Raw genomic sequence first — 21,453 nt, forward strand, 5'->3', positions numbered from 1 at the left:
CAGGGGTACGGGTGGGGTCGCGTTTGCTCCGATATCGCTCAAGTTTGTCGGGCACGCCCCGGGTACTACCCCGGATCCGCGGTCAGGTTTCGCGTGCGTGGTGCTCACCGTGGACGAGGATGGCGCGCACCTCGCCCGGCAGGCCACCATGCCGGACGCCCCCAGCGGGGTGTTCCTCAGCGAGCGGGGCGGCACCTGCCCCTGGTGATCAGTCCAGCTCCAGCGCCGTGCGCAGCCAGGACTCCACGCCCGCCACGTGCACGGTCGCCCAGGAGCGGGCGACGTCGGCCTGGCGGGCCGCGATGGCCTCGTAGATCGCGGTGTGCTGCTCGCGCGTCTTCTCCATCGCGCCCTCCTGCGTGAGCCCGCGCCAGATCCTGGCCCGAGTGGTCGGACCAGACAGGCTCTCGATGAACGAGCAAAGCACGCTGTTGCCCGACCCCTGCGCGATCCGCTGGTGGAAGCGCAGGTCGTTGGCCACGAGCTCCTCGATGGTGGGCTCGGCGGGCAGCGACTCCAGGATCACCCGCAGCTCGTCGATCTCCTCGTCCCGCATCAGCTTGGTCGCCATCGCCGTCGCGGCCGGCTCCAGGATGCGGCGTACCTCGAAGAACTGCAGCACCGTGTCGTCGCGGTGCAGGTCGAGCACGAACGACATGGTGTCGAGGAGCAGCCGCGGCTCCAGGCTGGTGACGTACGTGCCGTCGCCCTGGCGCACGTCCAGCACGTTGATGAGGGACAACGCACGCACGGCCTCGCGGAGCGAGTTGCGCGAGAGGCCGAGCCGCTCGGCCAGGTCGGCCTCCTTCGGCAGCCGGTCGCCCGGGGCCAGCTCCCCGGAGACGATCATCTGCTTGATCTTGTCAATGGCCGCGTCGGTGACCGCCACACTTTTCTCCCTAGACATCGGATGTCTACGAGTCTAGGGCCTGGAAGCGGACCTGATCGACCCCCGAGACCCGCGAGCTCCGCCGGCGTACCTCGCCCCTGGCCTCCAGGGTGCGCAGATGGGCCGCGGCCTCGCCGGCCGCCATGCCTCTCAGCATGGGGGACAACTCCTCCCACGGCCTGTTCCACGTCATCATCGCGGCGACCTCCCAGATGGTCAGCGGTTGCGGCCGCTGAGCCAGGAGGGCGCGCAGCCGTGCGAGCTTCTCCTCGTGATGGTGGCGGATCTCGGCGGCGCGTGCGGCAACATCCTGAAATATCCACTCATGGGCGGGCAATGCGTCGAGCGGGCCGAGCTCGCCGACCCGGTCCAAGGACTCCAGGAAATCACTCAAAGGATCGACATCATCACGGTCATACGGATAAATGCCGATGTGCGGGGTGATGTCGGGAAGCACGTGGTCACCGGTGAACAGCCGGTCGGCGTCCTCCAGATGCAGGCAGATGTGCCCGGGGGTGTGGCCGGGCGTGTGCACGGCCCGCAGCTTGCGCCCCGGCAGGTCCACCAGATCACCGTCGCGGAGCGTGCGGTCGGGCCTGGCGGGCGGCGTCGGCCGGCTCACCGCCTCCTGGACCTCGCTGGCGTCCGCGCCCGCCCGCCTGAGCATGTCGGACTGGAAACTCGCGTGCTCGCTCGCGGGGAGCTGGTGCATGAGGGTGACCAGCGCCGCGTCGCTCTCGTGCATGGCGATCCACCCGCCGGACGCCTCCCTGACCTGCCCGGAGAGCCCGGCGTGGTCGGGATGGAAATGGGTGACGACCACCCCGCTCACCGTACGCACGTCGATCCCGAGCGTCGCCAGGCCGCCGCTGAGCGCCTCCCACGCCTCCGGATGGTTCCACCCGGCGTCGACCAGCACCGGCCCCTTCGGCGACTCGATGGCGTAGACGAGCGTGTAACCGAGCGGGTTGCCGGGTATCGGCACCGGCACGCTCCACACCCCGCCGCCGAGGCCCTGCGGGCGCTGCTGCGCGTACGGCCTGCGTCTGCTCTTCATCTTTCCCCGATCGAAAGGCGAACGAATACGTGATCAGTTGATCCGCTCCAGGATCGTGGCCGTCGCCAGCGCCCCGCCCGCGCACATCGTCACCAGGGCGGTCGCCGAGTCCGATCGCTCCAGCTCGTGCAGGGCCGAGGTGATCAGCCGGGCGCCCGTGGCGCCGACGGGATGGCCGAGCGCGATCGCGCCGCCGTTCACGTTGACCCGGTCGAGGTCGGGCTCGTGCACGCTCGCCCAGGACAACACCACGGACGCGAACGCCTCGTTCACCTCGAACCTGTCGATGTCACCGATCGTCATGCCGGCCGCCGCCAGCACCTTGGCGGTCGCGTCCACCGGGCCGTCCAGGTGGTAGTACGGCTCCGCCCCGACCAGCGCCTGCGCCAGGATCCTGGCCCGCGGCCGCAGTCCGTGCCGCCGCGCCGCCGCCTCGCTCATCACCAGCACCGCGGCGGCGCCGTCGGAGATCTGCGACGACGTGCCCGCGGTGTGCAACGCGCCCTCCATCGCCGGCTTGAGCTTCGCCAGCCCTTCCACGGTGGTCTCGCGCAATCCCTGGTCCCTGCGTACGTCGCCGACCGGCACGATCTCCCGCTCGAACCGCCCGTCGGCCCACGCCTTGGCCGCCAGATGTTGCGAGCGCGCCCCGAACCAGTCGAGCCGCTCCCGCGTCAGCCCGCGTCGCCGCGCGATCCGCTCGGCCGCGGTGAACTGGTCGGGCAGGTCGATGCTCCAGTCATCCGGCTTGGGCTTGGCGGGGCGCACGTTGCTGCCGAGCGGCGCCCGGCTCATCACCTCGACGCCGCATCCGACGCCGGCCTCGATCACGCCCGCGGCGATCAGCGCCGCCGCCAGGTGCACGGCCTGCTGCGAGGACCCGCACTGCGCGTCCACGGTGGTGACCCCCGTCTGGTACGGCAGCCCGGCATAGAGCCACGCGTGCCGCCCGACGTGTCCGCCCTGCTCGCCCGCCTGCGTCACGCATCCGGTGAACACCTGGCCGACGGCCGCCGGATCGATCCCCGACCGCTGGACGAGCCCGTTGAGCGCGGTGGCCAGGACCTGCTGCGGCTTGAGCTCGGCGAGCCAGCCCGCGCGCTTGCCGATGGGGGTGCGAACGGCCTCGACGATCACAGGTGTGCCCATACGTCGCCTCCAGAACGATACTCTGGCGCGACTGTAACGCGTTCTACTTTGCCGCGGAAGCCTCGCTCTCCAAAGTCGAAGGAAGCCCGAAGGTCTCGAACAGCCTCTCTTCGTGGAACATGCCGACGTGGCTGATGCAGTCTCCGGAGAACGTCAGCACCATGATCGCGAACTGCCGGTAGACGCCGTTCTCGCGCAGATAGACGGCGAAGGCCGACTGGCCGTTCGCGGCGATCGGGATCAGCTTGAGGTCGCCGGAGCGCTTGGCCGGGCACTGCGTCTTGGTGAGCTCGACGATCGTCTGCGGTCCTTGGTACCAGCCGATGAACGGCGGCATCTCCCAGATCGCGTCCTTGGTGAACAGGTCCACCAGGCTGTCGATGTCGTAGCTCTGGAACGCGGCGACGTACCGATCCAGCTTGGCCTGCTGCTCCTCGCTCAGCGGCTCCACGGGGTCGTCCAGGGTCGGCGACACCTCGTTGAGCTGGGCTCTGGCCCGCTGCAGGATGCTGTTGACGGCCGCGGTGGACACGCCGACTGCCTCGGCGACCTCGGCGGCCTTCCACCTGAGCACGTCACGCAGGATGAGGACCGCGCGCTGCCGGGGCGGCAGGTGCTGCAGCGCGGCGATCAACGCGAGCCTGATGCTCTCTCGCGCGGTCACGATCGAGGCCGGGTCGTCGGCGCCCGCGCCGGCCAGCGCGTCGGGCATCGGCTCCAGCCATGGCACCTCGTTGTCCTGCACCAGCGGCGCCGTGGGCTCGGTGCTGGGTGCGCCCAGACCGGTCGGGAGCGGCCGCCTGTTGCGGCTGTCCAGCGCGGTCAGGCACGCGGTGGTGGCGATGCGGTAGAGCCACGTACGCAGCGAGGAACGCCCCTCGAAGCCGTCGTAGCCCCGCCACGCCCGCAGGTAGGTCTCCTGGACGAGATCCTCGGCATCGTGCACCGACCCCATCATGCGGTAGCAGTGCGCCAGCAGCTCGCGCCGCATCGGATCGGCCAGCCGGAGGAAGTCCTCGTTCGTCGGCTTGTCGCTCATACCTCCCTGTATAGACCTCGCCACCGACAGATCGGTGAGTTTTTTACCTCCGGCCGGTCAATTAAGGCGAACCCTGTCGGCCACCAGGAGCACGACGAGGTGCTCATCTCTGTTGACGCGGGGTCGCGAGCACGGCCTCCTCCGGGAGCCGCGGGGGCGTCCCGGGGGAGACCGCGTCGTGTGTCAGTGGGGGACCGTGAGGACGATCTTGCCGGTGGTGCTGTTGGTCTCGCCGAGCTCGTGCGCCTTGGCGGCGTCCGCCAACGGCAGGGCCGCCGCCACCTCGACCCGCAGCCGCCCGGCCTCGACCAGCGCCGCGATCGCCCGCATCCCGGCCTGGTCCGGCTCCACCAGCATGGTCTCCGAACGCAGGCCCAGCTCCGCCGCCAGGTCGTGCACACCCCGGTCGAACAACCCGAGCGCGAGCGAGACGATCGTGCCGCCCCTGCGCATGGTGCGCAGCGAGCGCGGCCCGTAGTCGCCGCAGATCGTGTCGAGCACCACGTCCACGTCCCGCACGATCTCCGAGAAGTCCTCGGTCCGGTAGTCAATGAGCTCGTCGGCGCCGAGACCACGCAGGAAGTCGTGCTTGGCGGCGCTGGCCGTGCCGATCACGTACGCCCCGCGGGCCTTGGCGATCTGCACCGCCAGATGTCCCACCCCGCCGGCCGCGGCGTGAATGAGCACCCGCTGGCCGCCTTTCAGCCCGGCCACGTCCACCAGCCCCTGGTAAGCGGTCAACGCGGCCAGCGGGATCGCGGCCGCCTGCACGTGATCGAGGTTGGCGGGCTTACGGACGAAATGCCGGGACGGCGCGGTCACGTACTCGGCGAAGGCGCCGTGCCTGTCGGGGTACTGCAACATGCCGAACACCTCGTCGCCGGGCTTGTAGAGCGCCTGCCCGACCCCCGACGCCTCGACCACGCCCGAGACGTCCCAGCCGAGCACGAACGGCGGTGGCGTGCTCAGCAGCCCGCCGCTCGCGCGGGTCTTCCAATCGGTCGGATTGAGTCCGGCCGCCTCCACCCGTACCAGGACCTCGGTCGGACCCGGTTCCGGACGGTCCGTCTCGACCATCTTCAGCACTTCCGGGCCGCCCAGGGCGTCCTGGCTGATCGCCTTCATCTTCATGCCGTCCAGCCTGCTCCGCCGAAAGGTCGCTCGCGACTGGCCCAAAGGCCATGATGTGTAAAAATCGGGCCATGCATCGTGGTCGTCGTGGCCGTTGACGGGGTGATGCCGTTCGAGCTGAGCATGCCGTCCCGGATCTTCCGCGTGGCCAGGGGGCCCGGTGGGGAGCCGCTCTACGAGGTCGTCACCTGCACGATCGACGGCCGTCCTGTCGCCACGGAGGCCGACCCCTCCGCTGCGGCTCGACGATCTGGGCGGCCATGCGCCCCGCACGCCTACCGCCGCACGTTCAGGACGGCTCAGGACACTTTTGAGTAGGGCCTACTCAGGCGCGTGGGCCCGGGTCGGCCGATCCTCCTCGTAGACCCTTCTCGAGGAGTGATGTGCCATGAGATTCGCGTTAGCGCTCGCCGTCCTGCTGCTCGGGCTGCTCCCGGCCGCACCGGCGCACGCGGACCCGCCCAACGGCCCGATGGCCCCGCCTCCCGGCGCCGTCGGCCCCTTCCAGATCCGCAACGTCTACAACAACCGCTGCCTGGACACGCCCGCGCAACCGGGCGGCGTGGCCGCCCCCAATGGCACCCGCCTGCAGCTGTGGGACTGCTACGGCCACGGCCAGTGGAACCAGGAGTGGTACATCAAGCAGGACCGGTACGGCAGGTTCCAGCTGATCAACGCCTGGGACGGCAAGTGCGTGGACGCCGTCTGGAACGGCGGCAACGGCACCTGGGTCGTCGCCTGGGACTGCGCCAGGTACATGGACAACGCCAACCAGCTCTGGTATCTCGGCCCGAACGGCAACCCCACCGGTTCCATCCGGACCCTCGGCGGCCGGGTGCTGGATCCCCGGTGGCAGAACATCGCCTACAACGGCACCCCGATGCAGCTCTGGGACGACTACGGCACCCCCAGCCAGCAGTGGCGGCTGGTCTACTGGACCAACTACTGACGCCGTCGTCAGATGCCGGCGAGGAGCCGCGCGGCGGCGGTCTCGATGCGACGCTGGATCTGGTCGTACGTCCGGCGTCCGCGCAGCATCTCCAGGAGCTCCTGCACCCACACGCTGGCCAGCGACCCCGCCAGATCGCGCTGCTCCTCGCTCGCCTGCTCAAGGGTCAGGCCCTCGGCCGAGACCCGCAGCAGCAGGCCCGTCATGCGGTCGCCGAACGGCGTCTGCACCTCCGCCATGATCAGCGAGCGGATCAGGGCGTCGGCCAGCTCCGGCTCGCGCATCAGGCCGCGGGTGGCGCGCATGAGCACGTCCACCGCGCGGCTCGCCGGTGTGGAGGCGCCCGGCGGCCGGCGCTCGATGCTGCTCTCCAGGAGGTCGATCTCCTCGCCGACCACCGCCACGACCAGGTCCATCTTCGATGGGAAGTACCGATAGAGCGTGCCAAGGGCGACGCCCGCGCGCTCGGCCACCGTACGCATCTGCATGGCCTCGACCCCGCCGCGCGAGGCAAGGGCGGCCGCGGCCTGGACGATGCGCTTGCGGCGCTGGTGCTGGCTGCGCGTGCGGACGCTGTGCCCGCCCGCCGGAGGGTGGCTCTCCATGGCCTCCTCGGCATCGCTCGAGGAGGGCGCAGCAATTGTGCCATGCGAGGTGCGCATAAGAACACGTTATCTGATTTCATGAAACCGCGGCTTGTTACTCGCCGGTCACAAAGACGCCTTGTCGGGCCATGTCTCCGCTGTTACAGGGAGGTATCGAAAGTTATCGGCATGGACGTGCTCTGGACAGATATTAGAATCTGTTCTAGTTTGCGATTCGGCTGACCGAGCGCTTGGTGGAGGCGGCATGACCGCGAACACCCTCGCGGCCCTGCTTCTCGCACGGGCCGAGGACGATCTACCTGGGCTGATGTTCGAGGACGCGGTGTGGTCGTGGCGCGCGTACGTCGCCTCCTGCCGGGCGGCCGGGGCGTGGTTGTCCGGGCGCGGCACGGGGCTGCACGTGGGCGTGCTGAGTGAGAACGTTCCCGAGCTGGTCGTCCTGCTGGGCGCGGCGGCGCTGGACGGTCACGTGGTCGTGGCGCTGAACCCCACCAGGTCGCCCGACGAGCTGATCCGCGACGCCCGCGCCACCGACGTCGGTCTGCTCCTGTGGGACGGCCCCTACGAGGGGGCGGCCGGGCTGGTGTCCGAGGCGCTGGGCGTGGAGTCCGTGCCCCTGGCCGGCGTCGGGGCACAGCAGTCCGAGGCCGATCACGGGCCGGCGACGGGCGCCGCGGCCGGGCCGGGTGAGTCGCCCACGCCTGCGGACCTCGTGATGCTGATCTTCACCTCCGGCACCTCTGGCCGGCCACGGGCCGTCCGGATCACCCAGCGGAAGATCGCCGTGCCCGGGACGAGCCTCGGGGCGCTGCTCAGGCCCGAGGACGTCGTCTACTGCTCGATGCCGCTGTTCCACTCCGGCGCCCTGATGGCCGCCTACGCCCCGCCGTCGCCTCGGGGGCGGCGCTGGTGTTGCGGCGGCGGTTCTCGGCCTCGGGACTGCTGCCCGACGTCAGGCGGTACGGCGCCACGTACCTGCACTACGTCGGCAAGGCGCTCTCCTACGTCCTGGCCACCCCTGAGCGTCCTGACGACGCCGACAACCCACTCAAGATCGCGTTCGGGAACGAGGGGAGCGCGGTCGCGATCAGGCGGTTCGGGGAACGGTTCGGGTGCCACGTGATCGACGCCTTCGGCTCCACGGAGACCGCCATCTCGCTCACCCCCGACCCCTCGGGACCGCCGGGCTGTCTCGGCAGGCTGCCCGAAGGCGTCGCGATCCTCGACCCCTTCACCGGACGGCCCTGCCCGCCCGGCCGCGTCGAGGACGGCCGCCTGCTCAACCCGGACGAGGCCGTCGGCGAGCTGGTCAACACGGCCGGGACGGGCCTGTTCGAGGGCTATTACAACGACCCGGACGGCGACGCCGAGCGGGTCAGGGGCGGCGCGTTCTGGTCGGGCGACCTGGCGTACATGGACGCGGACGGGTACGTGTTCTTCGCCGGGCGCGGCACCGAACGGCTGCGCGTGGACGGCGAGAACCTGGCCGTGGCGCCCATCGAGGCCGCGTTGCGGGAGTTCGCCGGGGTGATCGAGGCGGCGGTGTACCCGGTGCCGGACGCGGCGGCCGGTGACCAGGTCATGGCGGCGCTCGTGCTGGAGGGGGCGTTCGACCCGGAGGCGTTCACCGCCTTCCTCGGCTCCCGCCGGGATCTGGGCGCCAAGTCCTTACCCCGCTATATCCGTGTCTCTGAGCACCTGCCCCAGACGCCTTCCCACAAGGTGCTCAAACGGGTCCTCGCCCGGGAAGGCTGGCGCACCGGCGACCCGGTCTGGTGGCGTACGCCCGCCGGGCTCCGGCCGCTCACCGACGCGGATGCCAAGAGCATCGAGGAGGAGTTCGTACGGCACGGCAGGCAACACCTCTTGGAGACGTAGTGGATTTCAACCTGGACGAAACCCAGCAGGACTTGAAGAAGCTGGCCGCCGAGGTCCTCGCCAGGGAAGGGGACGAGGAGCGGCTGTGGCAGACCGGGCTGATGAGCGTGTGCGTGCCGGAGGCGGCGGGCGGCGCCGGGCTCGGGCCGGTGGAGATGGCCGTGGTGTTGCGGGAGGTCGGCGCCCGCGCGGCCTCGGTGCCGGCGCTTGCGACGCTGGCGAGCACGCTTGTCCTGGCCCGCTACGGCACTCTCGACCAGCAACGACGCTTCGGCGGCACCGCCGGAGAGGGAGACACGGTCCGCGAGGACGGCGGGCCCGGCATGAGCGGCGCGGAGGCCCCGGCCCAGGATGGTGCGGGCCGGATCGCGCTCGCGCTGCGGGAGCCTGGGCGCGCCCTCGCCGAACCGCCCACCACGGCCGCGCGGGCGTCCGGCGATGGGTGGGCGCTGACCGGGCGCAAGGTCTCCGTGCTCCATCCCGCCTCGGCTGTGCTGGTCACCGCCGACGAGGGCCTCTTCCTCGTCACGGAGCCGGTCACGGCGGCGGAGTACACCTCGACCGGGGAGCCTGCCGCGACGGTGGTGCTCGACGACACGCCCGGGGAGTGGGTGGCGGGGCCGGAGGCGGTCGCGGGCGCCAGGCGGCTCTTCACGGCGGCGGTCGCCGCCCAGGCGAGCGGCGTCCTGGCCGGCGCGCTGGAGTTGACCACCTCGTACATCAAGACCAGGAAGCAGTTCGGCCGGGCGCTGGCCGAGTTCCAGGCCGTGACCATGCAGATCGCCGACGTCTACATCGCGGGACGGGCACTGGACGTGGCGATGTGGTCGGCGGCCTGGCGGCTGGGCGAGGGCCTGCCGGCCGAGCAGGACCTGGCGCTGGCCGCGTACCACGTCGGTGAGGCGTTCAAGGCCCTCTACACCTGCCAGCACCTGCACGGCGGCCTCGGGCTCGACGTGACGTACCCGCTGCACCGCTACTTCGCCCAGGCCAAGCACCTGTCCCACCTGCTCGGCGGCGCCGACGCCCAGCTGGACCTGATCGGAGCGCTCGTCTGATGCTGATCGACCTGACCCCCGAGCAACGCGCACTCCGCGACGAGCTGCGCGAGTACTTCCAGGCGTGTCTCACCGACGAGGACCGCAGGAAGATCGCCGAGGACCCGTTCGGCGAGGCGTACATGGAGCACTGCCGCCGCCTCGGCCGCGACGGCAAGCTCGGCCTCGGCTGGCCCAAGCAGTACGGCGGCGGTGGCTACGGCCCGCTGGAGCAGCAGATCTTCGCCAACGAGATAGCCCGGGCAGGCGTCCCGTATCCCATCATCACGGTGCAGACCGTCGGCCCCACGCTCATGCAGTACGGCACCCAGGAGCAGAAGGACCTCTTCCTGCCGCGCATCCTCGCCGGCGAGTGCCACTTCGCGATCGGCTACAGCGAGCCCGAGGCCGGCACCGACCTGGCGTCCCTGCGTACCACGGCGGTGCTCGACGGCGACCACTACGTCGTCAACGGCCAGAAGATCTTCACCAGCGGCGCGCACTACGCCCAGTACATCTGGCTGGCCGCCCGCACGAACCCCGAGGCCAAGAAGCACAAGGGCATCACCATGATGATCGCCTCCACGGACGACCCCGGCTACTCGTGGACCCCGATCGTGACCATGGACGGCCGTCACCACACCAACTCCACCTACTACAGCGACGTCCGCGTGCCGGTGAACATGGTGGTCGGCGAGGTGGACCGCGGCTGGGACCTGATCGTCAACCAGCTCAACCACGAACGCGTCACGCTCGGCCCCGCCGGGAACATCGGCCAGTCTTACGACCGCTTCCTCGCGTGGGCCAAGCGCACCGGGCAGGTGCACAACCCGGACGTGCGGCGCGCGCTTGCCAGGGTGTGGGCGGCGTTACGGACGAACGAACTGCTCAACTGGCAGGTGGCCGCGAACATGGACCTCGGCTGGCTGGGCGCCCCCGACGCGTCGGCCACCAAGATCTACGGCTCCGAGCGGATGCAGGAGGTCGGCAGGATCATCGGCGACGTCCTGGCCAGATACGGCGACCCGGCCGACCCGGAGACGGCCGAGCTGCTCGAACGGCACGACCACGGGGTGAAGGGCGCCGTGGTGCTGACGTTCGGCGGCGGGGTCAACGAGGTGCAGCGGGAGCTGATCGCGATGCTCGGCCTGAGCCTGCCGAGGCCGCCACGATGACGGGCGACCCGATGACGGACGGGCCGATGACGGACGGGCCGATGACGGACGAGGAGCTGCACGAGCTCGCGGACAAGCAGGCGGCGCTGGGGGAGGTACGCGGCGTCCCGGCGCCCGACCCGGTGAACATCCCCATGATCAGGCACTGGCTGGCCGCCATGGGCGACCAGAATCCGGCCTACCTGGACAAGGGCGTCGCCCCGCCCGCGATGGCCCAGGTGTGGACCATGCAGGGGCCGCGCGCCACGGCCAAGGACCGCTCGCCGGTGGACGACATGATGGCCGCGCTGAACGCCGGCGGCTACACGGGCGTGGTGGCCACCAACTGCGAGCAGACCTACCACCGCTACGCCCGACTGGGCGAGCGCCTCACACCCGCCACGAGGTTCTCGGGCCTGGCGGGGCCGAAGCGGACCGCTCTGGGCGTGGGGTTCTTCGCCACCTGGAACGTCACCTGGTACGCCGAGGACGACGAGCCGGTGGCGGAAATGCTCTTCCGGGTCCTGAAATTTCGCCCACCCGCCCGGAAGACCACCAAGGACCCTTATCCGCTCCAGCCCGCGATCAACCAGGACACCGCGTTCTTCTGGGAAGGCGTGAAAGAGGGCGAGCTGCGCATCCAGAGCTGCGCCGACTGCGGCCTGCTGCGCCACCCACCGGGCCCGCTGTGCCCCCACTGCCGCTCGACCGGCCGCTCCCACACGGTCGTGAGCGGCCGCGGGACCCTCTACAGCTACGTCGTGCACCACCACCCTCCGGTGCCGGGCCGCGAGACCCCGTTCGTGGTGGGCGTCGTAGAGCTGCCCGAGGGCGTACGGATCGTCGGGAACGTCGTGGACTGCCCGCCCGAGGAGGTGCGGATCGGCATGTCGTTGCGCGTGACGTACCGCCGGATGGACGACGAACTCGTCCTGCCGATGTGGACGCCGGGGGAGCCATGACCGAGAGAGGTCCCGTGGAGACGGGCGCAGTGTTGCCGGAGCTGTCCATCGATCTCACGCCCACCGTGGTCGTCTCCACCGCCCTGGCCACCAGGGACTTCACGCCCGTGCACCACGACACCCAGCTCGCCCGCGCCCAGGGCTCGAAGGACATCTTCCTCAACATCCTCACCACCATGGGCCTGGTCGAGCGCTACGTCACCGACTGGGCCGGCCCGGAGGCGGTCATCAAGAGCATCAACGTCAAGCTGGGCGTCCCTGCGTACGCGGGGGATCGCCTCAGCTTCGACGGGACCGTCGTGTCGCTCGAGGACGGCCAGGTCACGGTGGAGATACGCGGCAAGGTCAGCCTCGGCGACCACGCCACCGGCACCGTCACCCTCACCGTCCCCAAGGAGGACGAACCTTGCTAAGTGGACGCACCGCCATCGCGGGCATCGGCGCCACCGAGTTCAGCAAGAAGTCCGGGCGCTCGGAGCTGCGACTGGCGGCCGAGGCCGTGCTGTCGGCGCTGGACGACGCCGGGCTGTCGCCGGCCGACGTGGACGGCATGGTGACCTACAGCCAGGACTCCAACCAGGAAATCGCCGTCGCCAGGGAGACCGGGATCGGCGATCTGACCTTCTTCTCCCGCGTCGAGTACGGCGGCGGCGCGGCCTGCGGCACCGTGGCGCACGCCGCCATGGCCGTGGCCACCGGGATGGCGAGGAATGTGGTCTGCTACCGGGCGTTCAACGAGCGCTCCGGCCGCCGCTTCGGCCAGCCGAACAGCCGCCTCACCGGCGAACCGACCTCCCAGGGCCTGGAGATGAGCTGGCACGTGCCGTTCGGGTTGATGACCCCGGCGGCCTGGGTGGCCATGTTCGCGCGCCGCTACATGCATCGCTACAACGCGACATCGGAGGACTTCGGCCGGGTGGCCGTGGCCATGCGCAGGCATGCGGCCACCAACCCGGCCGCATGGTTCCACCAGCGGCCCATCACGCTGGAGGAGCACCAGGCGTCCAGGTGGATCGTGGAGCCGCTGCACCTGCTGGACTGCTGCCAGGAGAGTGACGGCGCGGTCGCCCTGGTCGTGACGTCGGCCGAGCGGGCCCGCGACCTGCGCAGGTCCCCCGCGGTGATCACGGCCGCCGCCCAGGGCTCCGGAGCCGGCCAGATGATGATGACCAGCTACTACCGCGATGACATGAGCGGCCTGCCGGAGATGTCCCTCGTCGGGCGGCAACTCTGGGAGATGTCCGGGTTGTCGCCGCGGGACATCCAGACCGCCATCCTCTATGACCACTTCACCCCGTTCGTCCTGGCCCAGCTCGAAGAGCTGGGCTTCTGCGGCCGGGGCGAGGCGCCGGAACTGCTCAAGGACGGCGGGATCGAGCTGGACGGCCGCCTCCCCGTCAACCCGCACGGCGGGCAGCTCGGGGAGGCGTACATCCACGGCATGAACGGCATCGCCGAGGCGGTGCGCCAGATCCGCGGCACCGCCGCCAACCAGCTGCCCGCCGTCGCCCACGTCCTGGTCACGGCCGGCACCGGCGTGCCGACGAGCGGCCTGATCCTCTCGGCGGGTTGACCCCAGGCGTCTGCATCCCGCCGGGCACGACGGCTGCGGGGTGGTTCATCCGTGCTTCCACGGTGGTCTCCCTTGCTTCGTGATAAGGCCGGTCACCGCTAGGGCGCGCCCGCGAGGGAGAATGTGCCCGATGAACGACAAAGATGTGGCGACCAGCGTTTTCGAGGCACACCGGGATCATTTGCGGGCGGTGGCGTACCGGATGCTGGGCTCGCTGAGCGAGGCCGACGACGCGGTCCAGGAGGCCTGGCTCCGGCTCAACCGCACCGACACCAGCGATGTGGAGAACATGGGCGGCTGGCTCACCACAGTCGTGGGCCGCGTTTGCCTCAACATGCTCCGCTCCCGCCGCTCGCGTGCCGAGGAGCCCCTGGAGACGCGGATGCCGGACCCCGTGGTGAGCCGGGAGGACGGCGTCGACCCCGAGCACGAGGCACTTCTGTCCGACTCGGTGGGGCTGGCGCTGCTCGTGGTGCTCCAGACGCTCGAACCGGCGGAGCGGCTGGCGTTCGTGCTGCACGACATGTTCGCCGTGCCGTTCGACGAGATCGCCCCCATCCTGGACCGCACCCCCGCCGCGACCCGTCAGCTCGCCAGCCGCGCCCGCCGCCGGGTTCGGGGCGCGGCCGTGGAGCCGGACCCCGACCTGTCGCGGCAGCGCGAGGTCGTGGACGCCTTCATGACGGCCGCACGCGCCGGTGACTTCGACGCCCTGGTGGCGGTGCTGGACCCGGACATCGTCCTGCGGGTGGACCAGGGCGCGCCGGCGACCGGCGGCTGGATGGAGCTCCGCGGGGCCTTGGCGGTGGCCAGGCAGGCGCTCATGTTCCAGCGGATCGCCCACCTCGCCCAGCCGGTCCTGGTCAACGGAGTCCTCGGCATGATCAACACGGTGGGCGGCAAGGTGATCTCGGTCGGGGCGTTCACCGTCGCCGGCGGCAAGGTGGTGGCCATGGACATCCTCGCCGACGTGGACCGGCTGAGCACGCTCGACCTGGCTGCGGTCGAGGAGCCGTCGTAGGCGGTTCGAGCACCGCCGGGAACTGCGGGCGTCCCGGTGTTCACCGGCAGACGATCACCCGCCTGTTCTGATGTGCTTGTGCCATGACGTCGACACCCGCAGCCTCCCCGCTGCGCCGCATGATCGCCCGGAACCGTGACGAGGAGCATCGCGCCGCGACGCCCCTGGAGCTCCTGTTCGACTTGTGTTTCGTCGTGGCCGTCAATGTGGCCGGCACTCAGCTCGTGCACGCCGTGGCTGAGGATCATGCGGCGATCGGGGTCGTGTACTACGCGATGTTGTTCTTCGCGATCTGGTGGGCCTGGATGAACTTCACCTGGTTCGCGTCGGCGTACGACACGGACGACGTGCCGTACCGGATCGCGACGCTGGTGCAGATCGCCGGTGTGCTGATCCTGGCGGCCGGGGTGTCCCGGGCCTTCGCCGAGCACGACTTCAGCGTCGTCTGGTTCGGCTATCTGGTGATGCGGCTGGCGATGGTCACCCAGTGGCTGCGGGCGGCGCTGTCCACCTCCGGTGAGGAGCGCGGCATGGCCCTGCGGTACGCGGGCGGGGTGCTCCTGTGCCAGGTCGGCTGGCTGGCGCCGCTGTTCGTGTCCGAGAACGTGAGACCCTGGGCGTTCCTGGTGATGGCGGTCGTCGAGATGTGTGTGCCGCCGGTGGCGGAGCGGCGCTGGAGCAGCAGCTGGCATCCGCATCACATCGCCGAGCGGTACGGGCTGTTCACCATCATCGTGCTCGGTGAGACGGTGCTGGCGGCCACCATCGCGGTGCGGTCGGCGCTGGATGAGACCGACGCGCTGGGCGAGCTGGTGCCGACCGCGGTCGGCGGGCTGCTGATCGTCTTCGCGGCCTGGTGGATCTACTTCGTGGTGCCCGCCCACAGCAGACTGCTCTCCAACAGGGAGGGATTCCTGTGGGGCTACGGGCACTACCTGATCTTCGCCTCGGGCGCGGCCATCGGCGCGGGCCTGGAGGTGGTGGTCGAGCAGGCCGTGCACAAGGCGCACATCTCGGCGACGGCGGCGGCCGCGGCGGTGACGATCCCGACGGCCCTCTTCCTGATCATGGTGTACGCGCTGCACGCCCGCTATTTCAAGCACGGGCTCGCGCAGCAACTGGTCCTGCCCGCGGCCGCCACGCTGGTCCTGCTGTGCACCTTTCTCGGGGACTGGGCGGTGCCGGCCGCCGGGCTGGTGGCGGCGGCAACGGTCGCGACCGGGACGACTCTCACCGCCCGGGACGCCCGGCGGGGGCAGTCGTCAAAGGCCGAAGGGCCGGTGTCGTGACCGACGGTCACTCAGGGGTCGACGAACATCGGTACGGAGAAGAACACGATCATCGCGATCGCCACGCAGATCAGGAAGCCGATCAGCTCCCAGGCCCAGTCGTAGTGGCGGTCCCCGCGGCGGCGTTTCTTCTCCGGCCGGGGCTTGTCCGGACGGCGCTTGGGGACGGGCCTGGCCCGGACCGGGCGCGGGGCCAGGAGGGACTCCTTGGGTTCCTCGGCCGGCTCGTCCTCCCAGGGCAGCGGCATCCGGTAGACCGGCTCAACGGACTTGGGACGCGGCTTGAACAACGGCGCCGTGTCGCGTACCGGGTCCTCGGGGTCTGGCTGGAGCGGGCGGGCCGGGCCCTTGTGGACCAGCACGTCCTCGGCCGGGGACGGCTGCGACCGCCGCTCCGGCCTGGGCCTGCGCAGCTCCCTGCGCGCCTCGCCTCTGGGCGGCGGCAGGTCGCCGGGCAAGAGGACATCGCCCGTGGCGAAGGGCTCGGGCGAGTCCTTCGGCAGCAGCACGTCCCCCGTGGCGAACGGCTCCGGACCGTCCGCCGGCGCCGCCATGAAGAACGGCCGCTCATTGAAGGGACCGGACGAGTCCAGCGCGCCCAGCGGGTCCCTGAGAGGGCGGGCCAGGCCGGGCGGCTCTCTGCGGGAGGCCAGGCCGGGCGGCGGGCCCAGCGGGTCGCGGACCTTGGGCATCGGGGCCGTGGTCGCCTCGTGATGGGAGACCCGGGACGGTGGCGGCGGCGTCAGCAACTCCTTGGGGAAGATCAGCGTGCTGGTCGCCGGGTTGGCGTCGGCCAGCGGCTGCGGCCAGATCGGCGGGCTGGGCCAGCGCGGCTTCACGAACAGCGGCGCGGGCGCGGCCGTACGGGAGCCGGCGAAGTGGATGCGCAGCGCCCCGGGCGGCTGCGGCCACGGCAGACGGCCGAGCACGTCATGCAGCGGCGCCACTCCGAGGGCGCCGTAGATGTCGGCGATCGGCTTGGGCACGCGTACCCCGGTGGAGGCCAGGGCGGCCCCCAGGGCCTGCCGGAACCGATGACCCGCCCCCACGGCCAGCTCCTCGGCCGTGTCGGGCGCGACATCGAGCACCCAGGCCAGTTCGGCCTTGCTCAGCCCGCAGACCGCGCAGAGCACCAGCACCTCCCGCTGGTGCGGGCGCAGCTCCCGCAGGCTCCGCTCGACGAGGGACGTGGCCGGGTCGATGAGCGGGTCCACCATGGGGGCCGCGTAGACGACGTCCCGCCGGTGGATCTGGCGGCGGGCGAACGCGTAGAGAGCGGCACGGGGCGCCTCCGCGGCGGGGACGCCGGTGAGCACCGCCATCAGGACATCGGACGCAGAGCCGAGGTCGCCGAGCTGGTCAGCGCAGTACGCGAACAGCCCGGCGGCATGACGGTCGTAGAGCTCTGCGATCAGTTCGGCGCGTGGGCGCTGATCGGTGAGCGGCTGAGACACGGGGCCGGATCCTCTTGCTCTGTGCGGACGCTGAGGGTGGAGGTGAAGAGGTACGCGTCAGGTGATTGTGGGGGTAATCATGCCAACACAGACAGGTCCGGCGCACTACCAGATCCAGATTTAAGTAAATATGCCTGGTCAGTGAAACGCTTAAGCCAGGCCCAAGGGGACAGACCCGGCCGGATCGCCGTAGTCTGTGGGTTCCGAGAGATCATGCGGCGGTCGTGGCAGGGGGCCGCGGCCCTGCCACGAGCGAGAGGTCACGCGTGATCACATTCGACGCTGTCACCAAACGCTACCCGGATGGCACGGTCGCCGTGGACCGCCTCAGCCTGGAGGCGCCCACCGGTGAGATCACGGTGCTCGTCGGCCCCTCGGGCTGCGGGAAGACCACGTCCCTTCGGATGATCAACCGCATGATCGACGCCTCCGAGGGCCGGATCCTCCTCGACGGCGAGCCGGTGCAGGGCATCGACCCGCCGACGCTGCGGCGCGGCATCGGATATGTCATCCAGCAGGCAGGGTTGTTCCCGCACCGGAAGATCGTCGACAACATCGCCACGGTCCCCTACCTGCTCGGCTGGGACAAGAAGAAGGCCCGCGTGCGGGCCATGGAGCTGCTGGAACGTGTCGGCCTCGACCCGGCGCTGGCCGGGCGTTACCCGTTCCAGCTGTCCGGCGGGCAGCAGCAGCGCGTCGGCGTGGCCAGGGCGCTGGCCGCCGACCCGCCCGTGTTGCTCATGGACGAGCCGTTCAGCGCCGTGGACCCCATCGTGCGTACGAGCCTTCAGGACGAGTTGCTCAGGCTCCAGGCGGAGCTCAACAAGACCATCGTCTTCGTCACGCACGACATCGACGAGGCGATCAAGCTCGGCGACCGCGTGGCCGTGTTGCGCGTGGGCGGCACACTGGCGCAGGTCGCCGACCCCAAGACGTTGTTGTCGGAGCCGGCCGACGACTTCGTGCGCGAGTTCCTCGGGCACGACAGGGGGATCAGGCGGCTGCAGTTCGTCTCCACCGAAGGGCTGCGGCTGCGTACCGACCTGACCGTCGAGGAGGGCGCCGAGCGCGGCACCTCCGAATCCTGGCAACTGGTGGTGGATGCCGAAGGGCGGCCGCTCGGCTGGGCCTCCGGGGCGCGGCCCGGCGAGCTGGAGCCGTACGGGACATTCGTGCCGGGCCGCGACTCGATGCGCTCCGCGCTCGACGCGGCGCTGCTGTCGCCGTCCGGCTGTGCCGTGGCCGTGGACGAGCAGGGCAAGGTCGTCGGCGTGGCCACCAGGGAGGCGCTCGACCAGGCGCTGGCGGAGGCGGCAGATGGGTGACGGTCCTCCCTCCATCTGGGAGTGGATCGCCCGCAACTGGGACACCGGGCGGGTCGACAGCATTCGCAACCTGCTCACCGACCACCTGACCATGTCCCTGGTGCCGATCATGCTCGCGCTGGTCGTGGCGCTCCCGCTGGGGCTGGCCTGCGTGCGCTGGCGCTGGCTCTACCAGCCCACCTCCGGCTTCATGAACGTCGTCTACGCGCTGCCCTCGCTGCCGGTCTTCATGTTGCTGATCTCGGTGACCGGGTTGTCGCAGACCACCGTGATCATCCCGCTGACGTTCTACGGCATGGCCGTGCTGATCCCGGCCGTGGTGGACGGGCTCGGCTCGGTGCCCGACCACGTACGCCAGTCGGCGGTCGCGATGGGGTTCACGCCGCTGCGCCGCCTGCTGCAGGTCGAGCTGCCGATCGCGGTGCCGGTGGTGCTGGCCGGGCTGCGGGTGGTGGCGGTCTCCAGCATCAGCCTGGTCAGCGTGGGCGCGCTGATCGGGCAGGGCGGGCTCGGCGGGTTGTTCACGCGGGCGTACCAGAACCCGTTCATGCCGCCGGTGATCGTCGGCATCGTGCTGATCGTGGCGCTGGCGCTGGTCGCCGACGGGCTGCTCGTGCTGGCGCAGCGGCTGCTCACCCCATGGGTGCGGGTGCGGAAGGGGCAGGGGTCGTGAGCGGGGAGGTCGCGTCATGGGCTGGTTGAGCGCCTTCTTCTCGTGGCTGGGGGAGTTCTTCGGCAGCCCGGAGAACTGGTCGGGGCCCGGCGGCATCCCCATGCGGCTGCTGGAGCACCTGGAGTTCTCCGCTCTCGCCCTGGTCCTGGCGGCGCTGATCGCGGTGCCGCTCGGCCTGGTGATCGGCCACACCGGCCGGGGCGAGGTGATCGTCGTCGTCTCGGCGAACCTGGCCAGGGCACTGCCCACGCTGGGCCTGCTGGTGATGTTCGTGCTGCTGCTCGGCGCGGCCTCGATCTGGCCGGTGATCATTCCGCTGGTGTTGTTGTCGGTGCCGCCGATCCTGGTGAACACGTACGAGGGCATCAAGGGGGTCGATCCCGAGCTGCGGGACGCGGCGTACGGAATGGGGCTGCGCGGCGGGCAGGTGCTCCTGCGGGTGCTGGTGCCGGTCGCGCTGCCGCTGATCCTGCTGGGCTGCCGGCTCTCGGCGATCCAGGTCGTCGCCACCACCACGGTCGCCGCGTACACGGGGCTGGGCGGCCTCGGGCGGTACGTGATCGACGGGTTCGCGACGAAGGATTACGCGAGCGTCGTCGGCGGTTCAGTACTGATTGTGCTGTTCGCGCTCGTCGTGCAGATCTTGTTCACGCTCGCCCAGAGGGTGACGGTCTCACCGGGGGTGAGCCAGCGGCTTAAGGTTCGATAGTCTCCTGTATTACCTCCCGCTTAGAAGGGAAAAGCAAGATGGGACGCAAGTACGGCATCGCGGGGGTGCTGATCTCGGCGATGCTCGCGCTGGCCGCCTGTGGTGGTGGCGGCAGCACTGCGGGGAACCCGCTCGACACCTCGAGCGCGGCTCCCAGCGGGTCGGCCTCTGGCGGGGGTGGCACGGCCGTCATCGGATCGTTCGACTTCGACGAGAGCGTGCTGCTCGCGTCGATCTACGCCCAGGCCCTGGAGGCCAAGGGTGTGCAGGTCGAGGAGAAGCCGCGCATCGGCAGCCGCGAGGCGGTGTACGACCAGGTCAAGAGCGGCGGATTGACCATCGTGCCCGAGTACAACGGCAACCTGCTCGCCTTCATCGACCTGAAGGCCACGGCCGCGACCACGGACGAGGTCAACTCCGCGCTGAAGGAGAAGCTGCCCGCAGAGCTGGAGGTGCTCGACTCCTCGCCGGCCGAGGACAAGGACAGCCTGTCCGTCACCAAGGACACCCAGACCAAGCAGTCGATCAACACCATGGAGGACCTGGCCAAGGTCTCCAAGAACATGGTCGTCGGCGGCCCGCCCGAGTTCAAGAAGCGGTGGGAGGCACGGTTCAAGGAGGTCTACGGGATCGAGTTCAAGGAGTGGAAGCCCACCGGGCCCACCACAGCCGACGCCTTGAAGGACGGTTCGATCCAGGTCGGCAACGTCTTCACCACCGACCCCAAGATGACCGCGAACAACCTCGTGGCGCTGGAGGACACCAAGAACGTCTTCCCCGCCCAGAACGTCACACCCCTGCTCTACAAGTCGGGCGCGACCGACACGATCAGGACCACGCTGAACTCCGTCTCGGCGAAGCTCACCACTGAGTCCCTGCTCGACATGATGCAGAAGATCTCCGTCAACAAGGACGAGCCCGCTACGGTGGCCAAGGAATGGCTGACGTCCAACGGCCTCGGCTGATGATTTCGCCCGCCGCGGGGGTCTCACGGAGGCCCTCGCGGTGAGCGAGTTCACCGAGGCGATGGCGCAGCTGGCGGCCGGGGTCGCGGTGGTGACCGTCCGCGACGGCCGCGACGACCTCGGCACCACGGTGTCGGCGCTGATGTCCGTCTCGCTGGAGCCCCCGCTGGTGCTGGTCAGCCTGGCCAGCAGCGGCTACCTCAACGAGGTCCTGCTCCGGCAGGACCGCTGGGCCGCCTCCCTGCTGTCTTCCGGCCAGGCCGCCATCGCCAGCCGCTTCGCCACCCCCGGCCGGCCCAGCGCCCGCCTCCTGGTGGCCGGCGTCCCGCACCACCGGGGGGCGCACACGGAGGCGCTGGTGGTGGAGGGCGGGGTGGCCGCGCTGGAAGCCGAGACCACGAGGGTGGTCCCGGCCGGCGACCACACACTTTTCATCGCCACCGTTTTGGCCGTCTCATACGTCAACCCGGCCCTTCAGCCTCTGGTACGCCTCCGCGGCCGTTATCGCCCCATGGGCGCCTGAGCCGCGAAACTAGGTCGCCCTCGTCAGCAATCGTTGAGGTGGCGGTCTCTGGACGGGGCACTGCTCGTTCG

22 protein-coding genes and 1 pseudogene are annotated in these 21,453 nt (G+C 70.3%); 16 read left to right on the top strand and 7 right to left on the bottom strand.

Going from position 1 to position 21,453, the window contains the following annotated elements; all coding sequences use genetic code 11:
• Positions 1 to 208: 208 nt before the first annotated feature.
• The 5 genes from ETD86_RS24290 to ETD86_RS24310 form a co-directional block, all read right to left on the bottom strand.
• Complete coding sequence (locus ETD86_RS24290) at positions 209 to 889, bottom strand: FadR/GntR family transcriptional regulator (RefSeq protein ID WP_138668469.1); 681 nt, start codon at positions 887 to 889, stop codon at positions 209 to 211.
• A 25-nt stretch (positions 890 to 914) separates the two neighbouring features.
• Complete coding sequence (locus ETD86_RS24295; RefSeq protein ID WP_138668470.1) at positions 915 to 1,946, bottom strand: MBL fold metallo-hydrolase; 1,032 nt, start codon at positions 1,944 to 1,946, stop codon at positions 915 to 917.
• A gap of 33 nt (positions 1,947 to 1,979) precedes the next feature.
• Positions 1,980 to 3,095: a steroid 3-ketoacyl-CoA thiolase gene (locus tag ETD86_RS24300; protein WP_138668471.1), complete on the bottom strand. Its 1,116-nt coding sequence runs from the start codon at positions 3,093 to 3,095 to the stop codon at positions 1,980 to 1,982.
• Between the two features lie 43 nt (positions 3,096 to 3,138).
• On the bottom strand, positions 3,139 to 4,134 hold the full coding sequence (locus tag ETD86_RS24305; protein WP_138668472.1) for a sigma-70 family RNA polymerase sigma factor: 996 nt from the start codon (positions 4,132 to 4,134) through the stop codon (positions 3,139 to 3,141).
• 183 nt (positions 4,135 to 4,317) lie between these two features.
• A complete protein-coding gene (locus ETD86_RS24310; protein ID WP_138668497.1) occupies positions 4,318 to 5,259 on the bottom strand; it encodes an NADP-dependent oxidoreductase in 942 nt (313 codons plus the stop codon).
• A 93-nt stretch (positions 5,260 to 5,352) separates the two neighbouring features.
• Here ETD86_RS24310 and ETD86_RS24315 point away from each other — a divergent pair, with 93 nt between their 5' ends.
• Entirely contained in the window at positions 5,353 to 5,583 is a 231-nt protein-coding gene (locus tag ETD86_RS24315; RefSeq protein WP_138668473.1) for a hypothetical protein, read from the top strand.
• Positions 5,584 to 5,653: 70 nt separating this feature from the next.
• Positions 5,654 to 6,214, top strand: a complete 561-nt coding sequence (locus ETD86_RS24320; protein WP_138668474.1) for an RICIN domain-containing protein — start codon at positions 5,654 to 5,656, stop codon at positions 6,212 to 6,214.
• 8 nt (positions 6,215 to 6,222) lie between these two features.
• Here ETD86_RS24320 and ETD86_RS24325 read toward each other — a convergent pair whose 3' ends face one another.
• A complete protein-coding gene (locus ETD86_RS24325; protein WP_246148108.1) occupies positions 6,223 to 6,819 on the bottom strand; it encodes a TetR family transcriptional regulator in 597 nt (198 codons plus the stop codon).
• A gap of 307 nt (positions 6,820 to 7,126) precedes the next feature.
• Between ETD86_RS24325 and ETD86_RS59200 the strand changes: the two are divergent.
• The 9 genes and pseudogenes from ETD86_RS59200 to ETD86_RS24365 form a co-directional block, all read left to right on the top strand.
• Positions 7,127 to 7,642 (top strand): annotated as a pseudogene (locus ETD86_RS59200) (AMP-binding protein); the annotation flags it as partial.
• Positions 7,643 to 7,728: 86 nt separating this feature from the next.
• Positions 7,729 to 8,697, top strand: coding sequence for an AMP-binding protein (locus ETD86_RS59205; RefSeq protein WP_281286954.1), 969 nt, complete (start codon positions 7,729 to 7,731; stop codon positions 8,695 to 8,697).
• Positions 8,697 to 9,755, top strand: coding sequence for an acyl-CoA dehydrogenase family protein (locus ETD86_RS24335; protein WP_138668476.1), 1,059 nt, complete (start codon positions 8,697 to 8,699; stop codon positions 9,753 to 9,755). Before ETD86_RS59205 ends, ETD86_RS24335 begins: the two co-directional genes overlap by 1 nt.
• Positions 9,755 to 10,909: an acyl-CoA dehydrogenase family protein gene (locus ETD86_RS24340; RefSeq protein ID WP_138668477.1), complete on the top strand. Its 1,155-nt coding sequence runs from the start codon at positions 9,755 to 9,757 to the stop codon at positions 10,907 to 10,909. The genes ETD86_RS24335 and ETD86_RS24340 overlap by 1 nt, the downstream gene beginning before the upstream one ends.
• Positions 10,906 to 11,850 carry a bifunctional MaoC family dehydratase N-terminal/OB-fold nucleic acid binding domain-containing protein gene (locus tag ETD86_RS24345; protein WP_246148109.1) on the top strand — a complete coding sequence of 315 codons (945 nt, stop codon included), beginning with the start codon at positions 10,906 to 10,908 and terminating at the stop codon, positions 11,848 to 11,850. The genes ETD86_RS24340 and ETD86_RS24345 overlap by 4 nt, the downstream gene beginning before the upstream one ends.
• Positions 11,847 to 12,263, top strand: coding sequence for a MaoC family dehydratase (locus ETD86_RS24350; RefSeq protein ID WP_138668478.1), 417 nt, complete (start codon positions 11,847 to 11,849; stop codon positions 12,261 to 12,263). The genes ETD86_RS24345 and ETD86_RS24350 overlap by 4 nt, the downstream gene beginning before the upstream one ends.
• Complete coding sequence (locus tag ETD86_RS24355; RefSeq protein ID WP_138668479.1) at positions 12,257 to 13,423, top strand: lipid-transfer protein; 1,167 nt, start codon at positions 12,257 to 12,259, stop codon at positions 13,421 to 13,423. Before ETD86_RS24350 ends, ETD86_RS24355 begins: the two co-directional genes overlap by 7 nt.
• 130 nt (positions 13,424 to 13,553) lie before the next feature.
• Complete coding sequence (locus ETD86_RS24360; protein ID WP_138668480.1) at positions 13,554 to 14,444, top strand: sigma-70 family RNA polymerase sigma factor; 891 nt, start codon at positions 13,554 to 13,556, stop codon at positions 14,442 to 14,444.
• Positions 14,445 to 14,527: 83 nt separating this feature from the next.
• Positions 14,528 to 15,733 carry a low temperature requirement protein A gene (locus ETD86_RS24365; protein WP_138668481.1) on the top strand — a complete coding sequence of 402 codons (1,206 nt, stop codon included), beginning with the start codon at positions 14,528 to 14,530 and terminating at the stop codon, positions 15,731 to 15,733.
• Positions 15,734 to 15,744: 11 nt separating this feature from the next.
• On the opposite strand, the gene ETD86_RS24370 is transcribed toward ETD86_RS24365, so the two are convergent.
• Positions 15,745 to 17,187, bottom strand: coding sequence for an RNA polymerase sigma factor (locus tag ETD86_RS24370; RefSeq protein ID WP_138668482.1), 1,443 nt, complete (start codon positions 17,185 to 17,187; stop codon positions 15,745 to 15,747).
• Positions 17,188 to 17,453: 266 nt separating this feature from the next.
• Here ETD86_RS24370 and ETD86_RS24375 point away from each other — a divergent pair, with 266 nt between their 5' ends.
• The 5 genes from ETD86_RS24375 to ETD86_RS24395 are packed head-to-tail and all read left to right on the top strand — an operon-like array spanning position 17,454 to position 21,382.
• Complete coding sequence (locus ETD86_RS24375; protein ID WP_138668483.1) at positions 17,454 to 18,512, top strand: ABC transporter ATP-binding protein; 1,059 nt, start codon at positions 17,454 to 17,456, stop codon at positions 18,510 to 18,512.
• A complete protein-coding gene (locus ETD86_RS24380; RefSeq protein ID WP_138668484.1) occupies positions 18,505 to 19,185 on the top strand; it encodes an ABC transporter permease in 681 nt (226 codons plus the stop codon). Before ETD86_RS24375 ends, ETD86_RS24380 begins: the two co-directional genes overlap by 8 nt.
• A gap of 16 nt (positions 19,186 to 19,201) precedes the next feature.
• Positions 19,202 to 19,894 carry an ABC transporter permease gene (locus tag ETD86_RS24385; protein ID WP_138668485.1) on the top strand — a complete coding sequence of 231 codons (693 nt, stop codon included), beginning with the start codon at positions 19,202 to 19,204 and terminating at the stop codon, positions 19,892 to 19,894.
• A 38-nt stretch (positions 19,895 to 19,932) separates the two neighbouring features.
• The gene (locus ETD86_RS24390; RefSeq protein WP_138668486.1) at positions 19,933 to 20,859 is read left to right on the top strand and encodes an ABC transporter substrate-binding protein; all 927 of its coding nucleotides are present in this window, start codon (positions 19,933 to 19,935) and stop codon (positions 20,857 to 20,859) included.
• A gap of 40 nt (positions 20,860 to 20,899) precedes the next feature.
• Positions 20,900 to 21,382: a flavin reductase family protein gene (locus ETD86_RS24395; RefSeq protein ID WP_246148110.1), complete on the top strand. Its 483-nt coding sequence runs from the start codon at positions 20,900 to 20,902 to the stop codon at positions 21,380 to 21,382.
• Positions 21,383 to 21,453: the final 71 nt, after the last annotated feature.

Source organism: Nonomuraea turkmeniaca, assembly GCF_005889735.1.
Taxonomy (GTDB): Bacteria; Actinomycetota; Actinomycetes; order Streptosporangiales; family Streptosporangiaceae; genus Nonomuraea; species Nonomuraea turkmeniaca.

Bases quoted from the DNA above. Each gene is read 5' to 3' on its own strand.
- ETD86_RS24295 (WP_138668470.1), bottom strand. From the start codon at position 1,946: ATGAAGAGCAGACGCAGGCCGTACGCGCAGCAGCGCCCGCAGGGCCTC.
- ETD86_RS24300 (WP_138668471.1), bottom strand. From the start codon at position 3,095: ATGGGCACACCTGTGATCGTCGAGGCCGTTCGCACCCCCATCGGCAAG.
- ETD86_RS24305 (WP_138668472.1), bottom strand. From the start codon at position 4,134: ATGAGCGACAAGCCGACGAACGAGGACTTCCTCCGGCTGGCCGATCCG.
- ETD86_RS24310 (WP_138668497.1), bottom strand. From the start codon at position 5,259: ATGAAGGCGATCAGCCAGGACGCCCTGGGCGGCCCGGAAGTGCTGAAG.
- ETD86_RS24320 (WP_138668474.1), top strand. From the start codon at position 5,654: ATGAGATTCGCGTTAGCGCTCGCCGTCCTGCTGCTCGGGCTGCTCCCG.
- ETD86_RS24325 (WP_246148108.1), bottom strand. From the start codon at position 6,819: ATGGAGAGCCACCCTCCGGCGGGCGGGCACAGCGTCCGCACGCGCAGC.
- ETD86_RS24340 (WP_138668477.1), top strand. From the start codon at position 9,755: ATGCTGATCGACCTGACCCCCGAGCAACGCGCACTCCGCGACGAGCTG.
- ETD86_RS24345 (WP_246148109.1), top strand. From the start codon at position 10,906: ATGACGGGCGACCCGATGACGGACGGGCCGATGACGGACGGGCCGATG.
- ETD86_RS24350 (WP_138668478.1), top strand. From the start codon at position 11,847: ATGACCGAGAGAGGTCCCGTGGAGACGGGCGCAGTGTTGCCGGAGCTG.
- ETD86_RS24360 (WP_138668480.1), top strand. From the start codon at position 13,554: ATGAACGACAAAGATGTGGCGACCAGCGTTTTCGAGGCACACCGGGAT.
- ETD86_RS24365 (WP_138668481.1), top strand. From the start codon at position 14,528: ATGACGTCGACACCCGCAGCCTCCCCGCTGCGCCGCATGATCGCCCGG.
- ETD86_RS24380 (WP_138668484.1), top strand. From the start codon at position 18,505: ATGGGTGACGGTCCTCCCTCCATCTGGGAGTGGATCGCCCGCAACTGG.
- ETD86_RS24385 (WP_138668485.1), top strand. From the start codon at position 19,202: ATGGGCTGGTTGAGCGCCTTCTTCTCGTGGCTGGGGGAGTTCTTCGGC.
- ETD86_RS24390 (WP_138668486.1), top strand. From the start codon at position 19,933: ATGGGACGCAAGTACGGCATCGCGGGGGTGCTGATCTCGGCGATGCTC.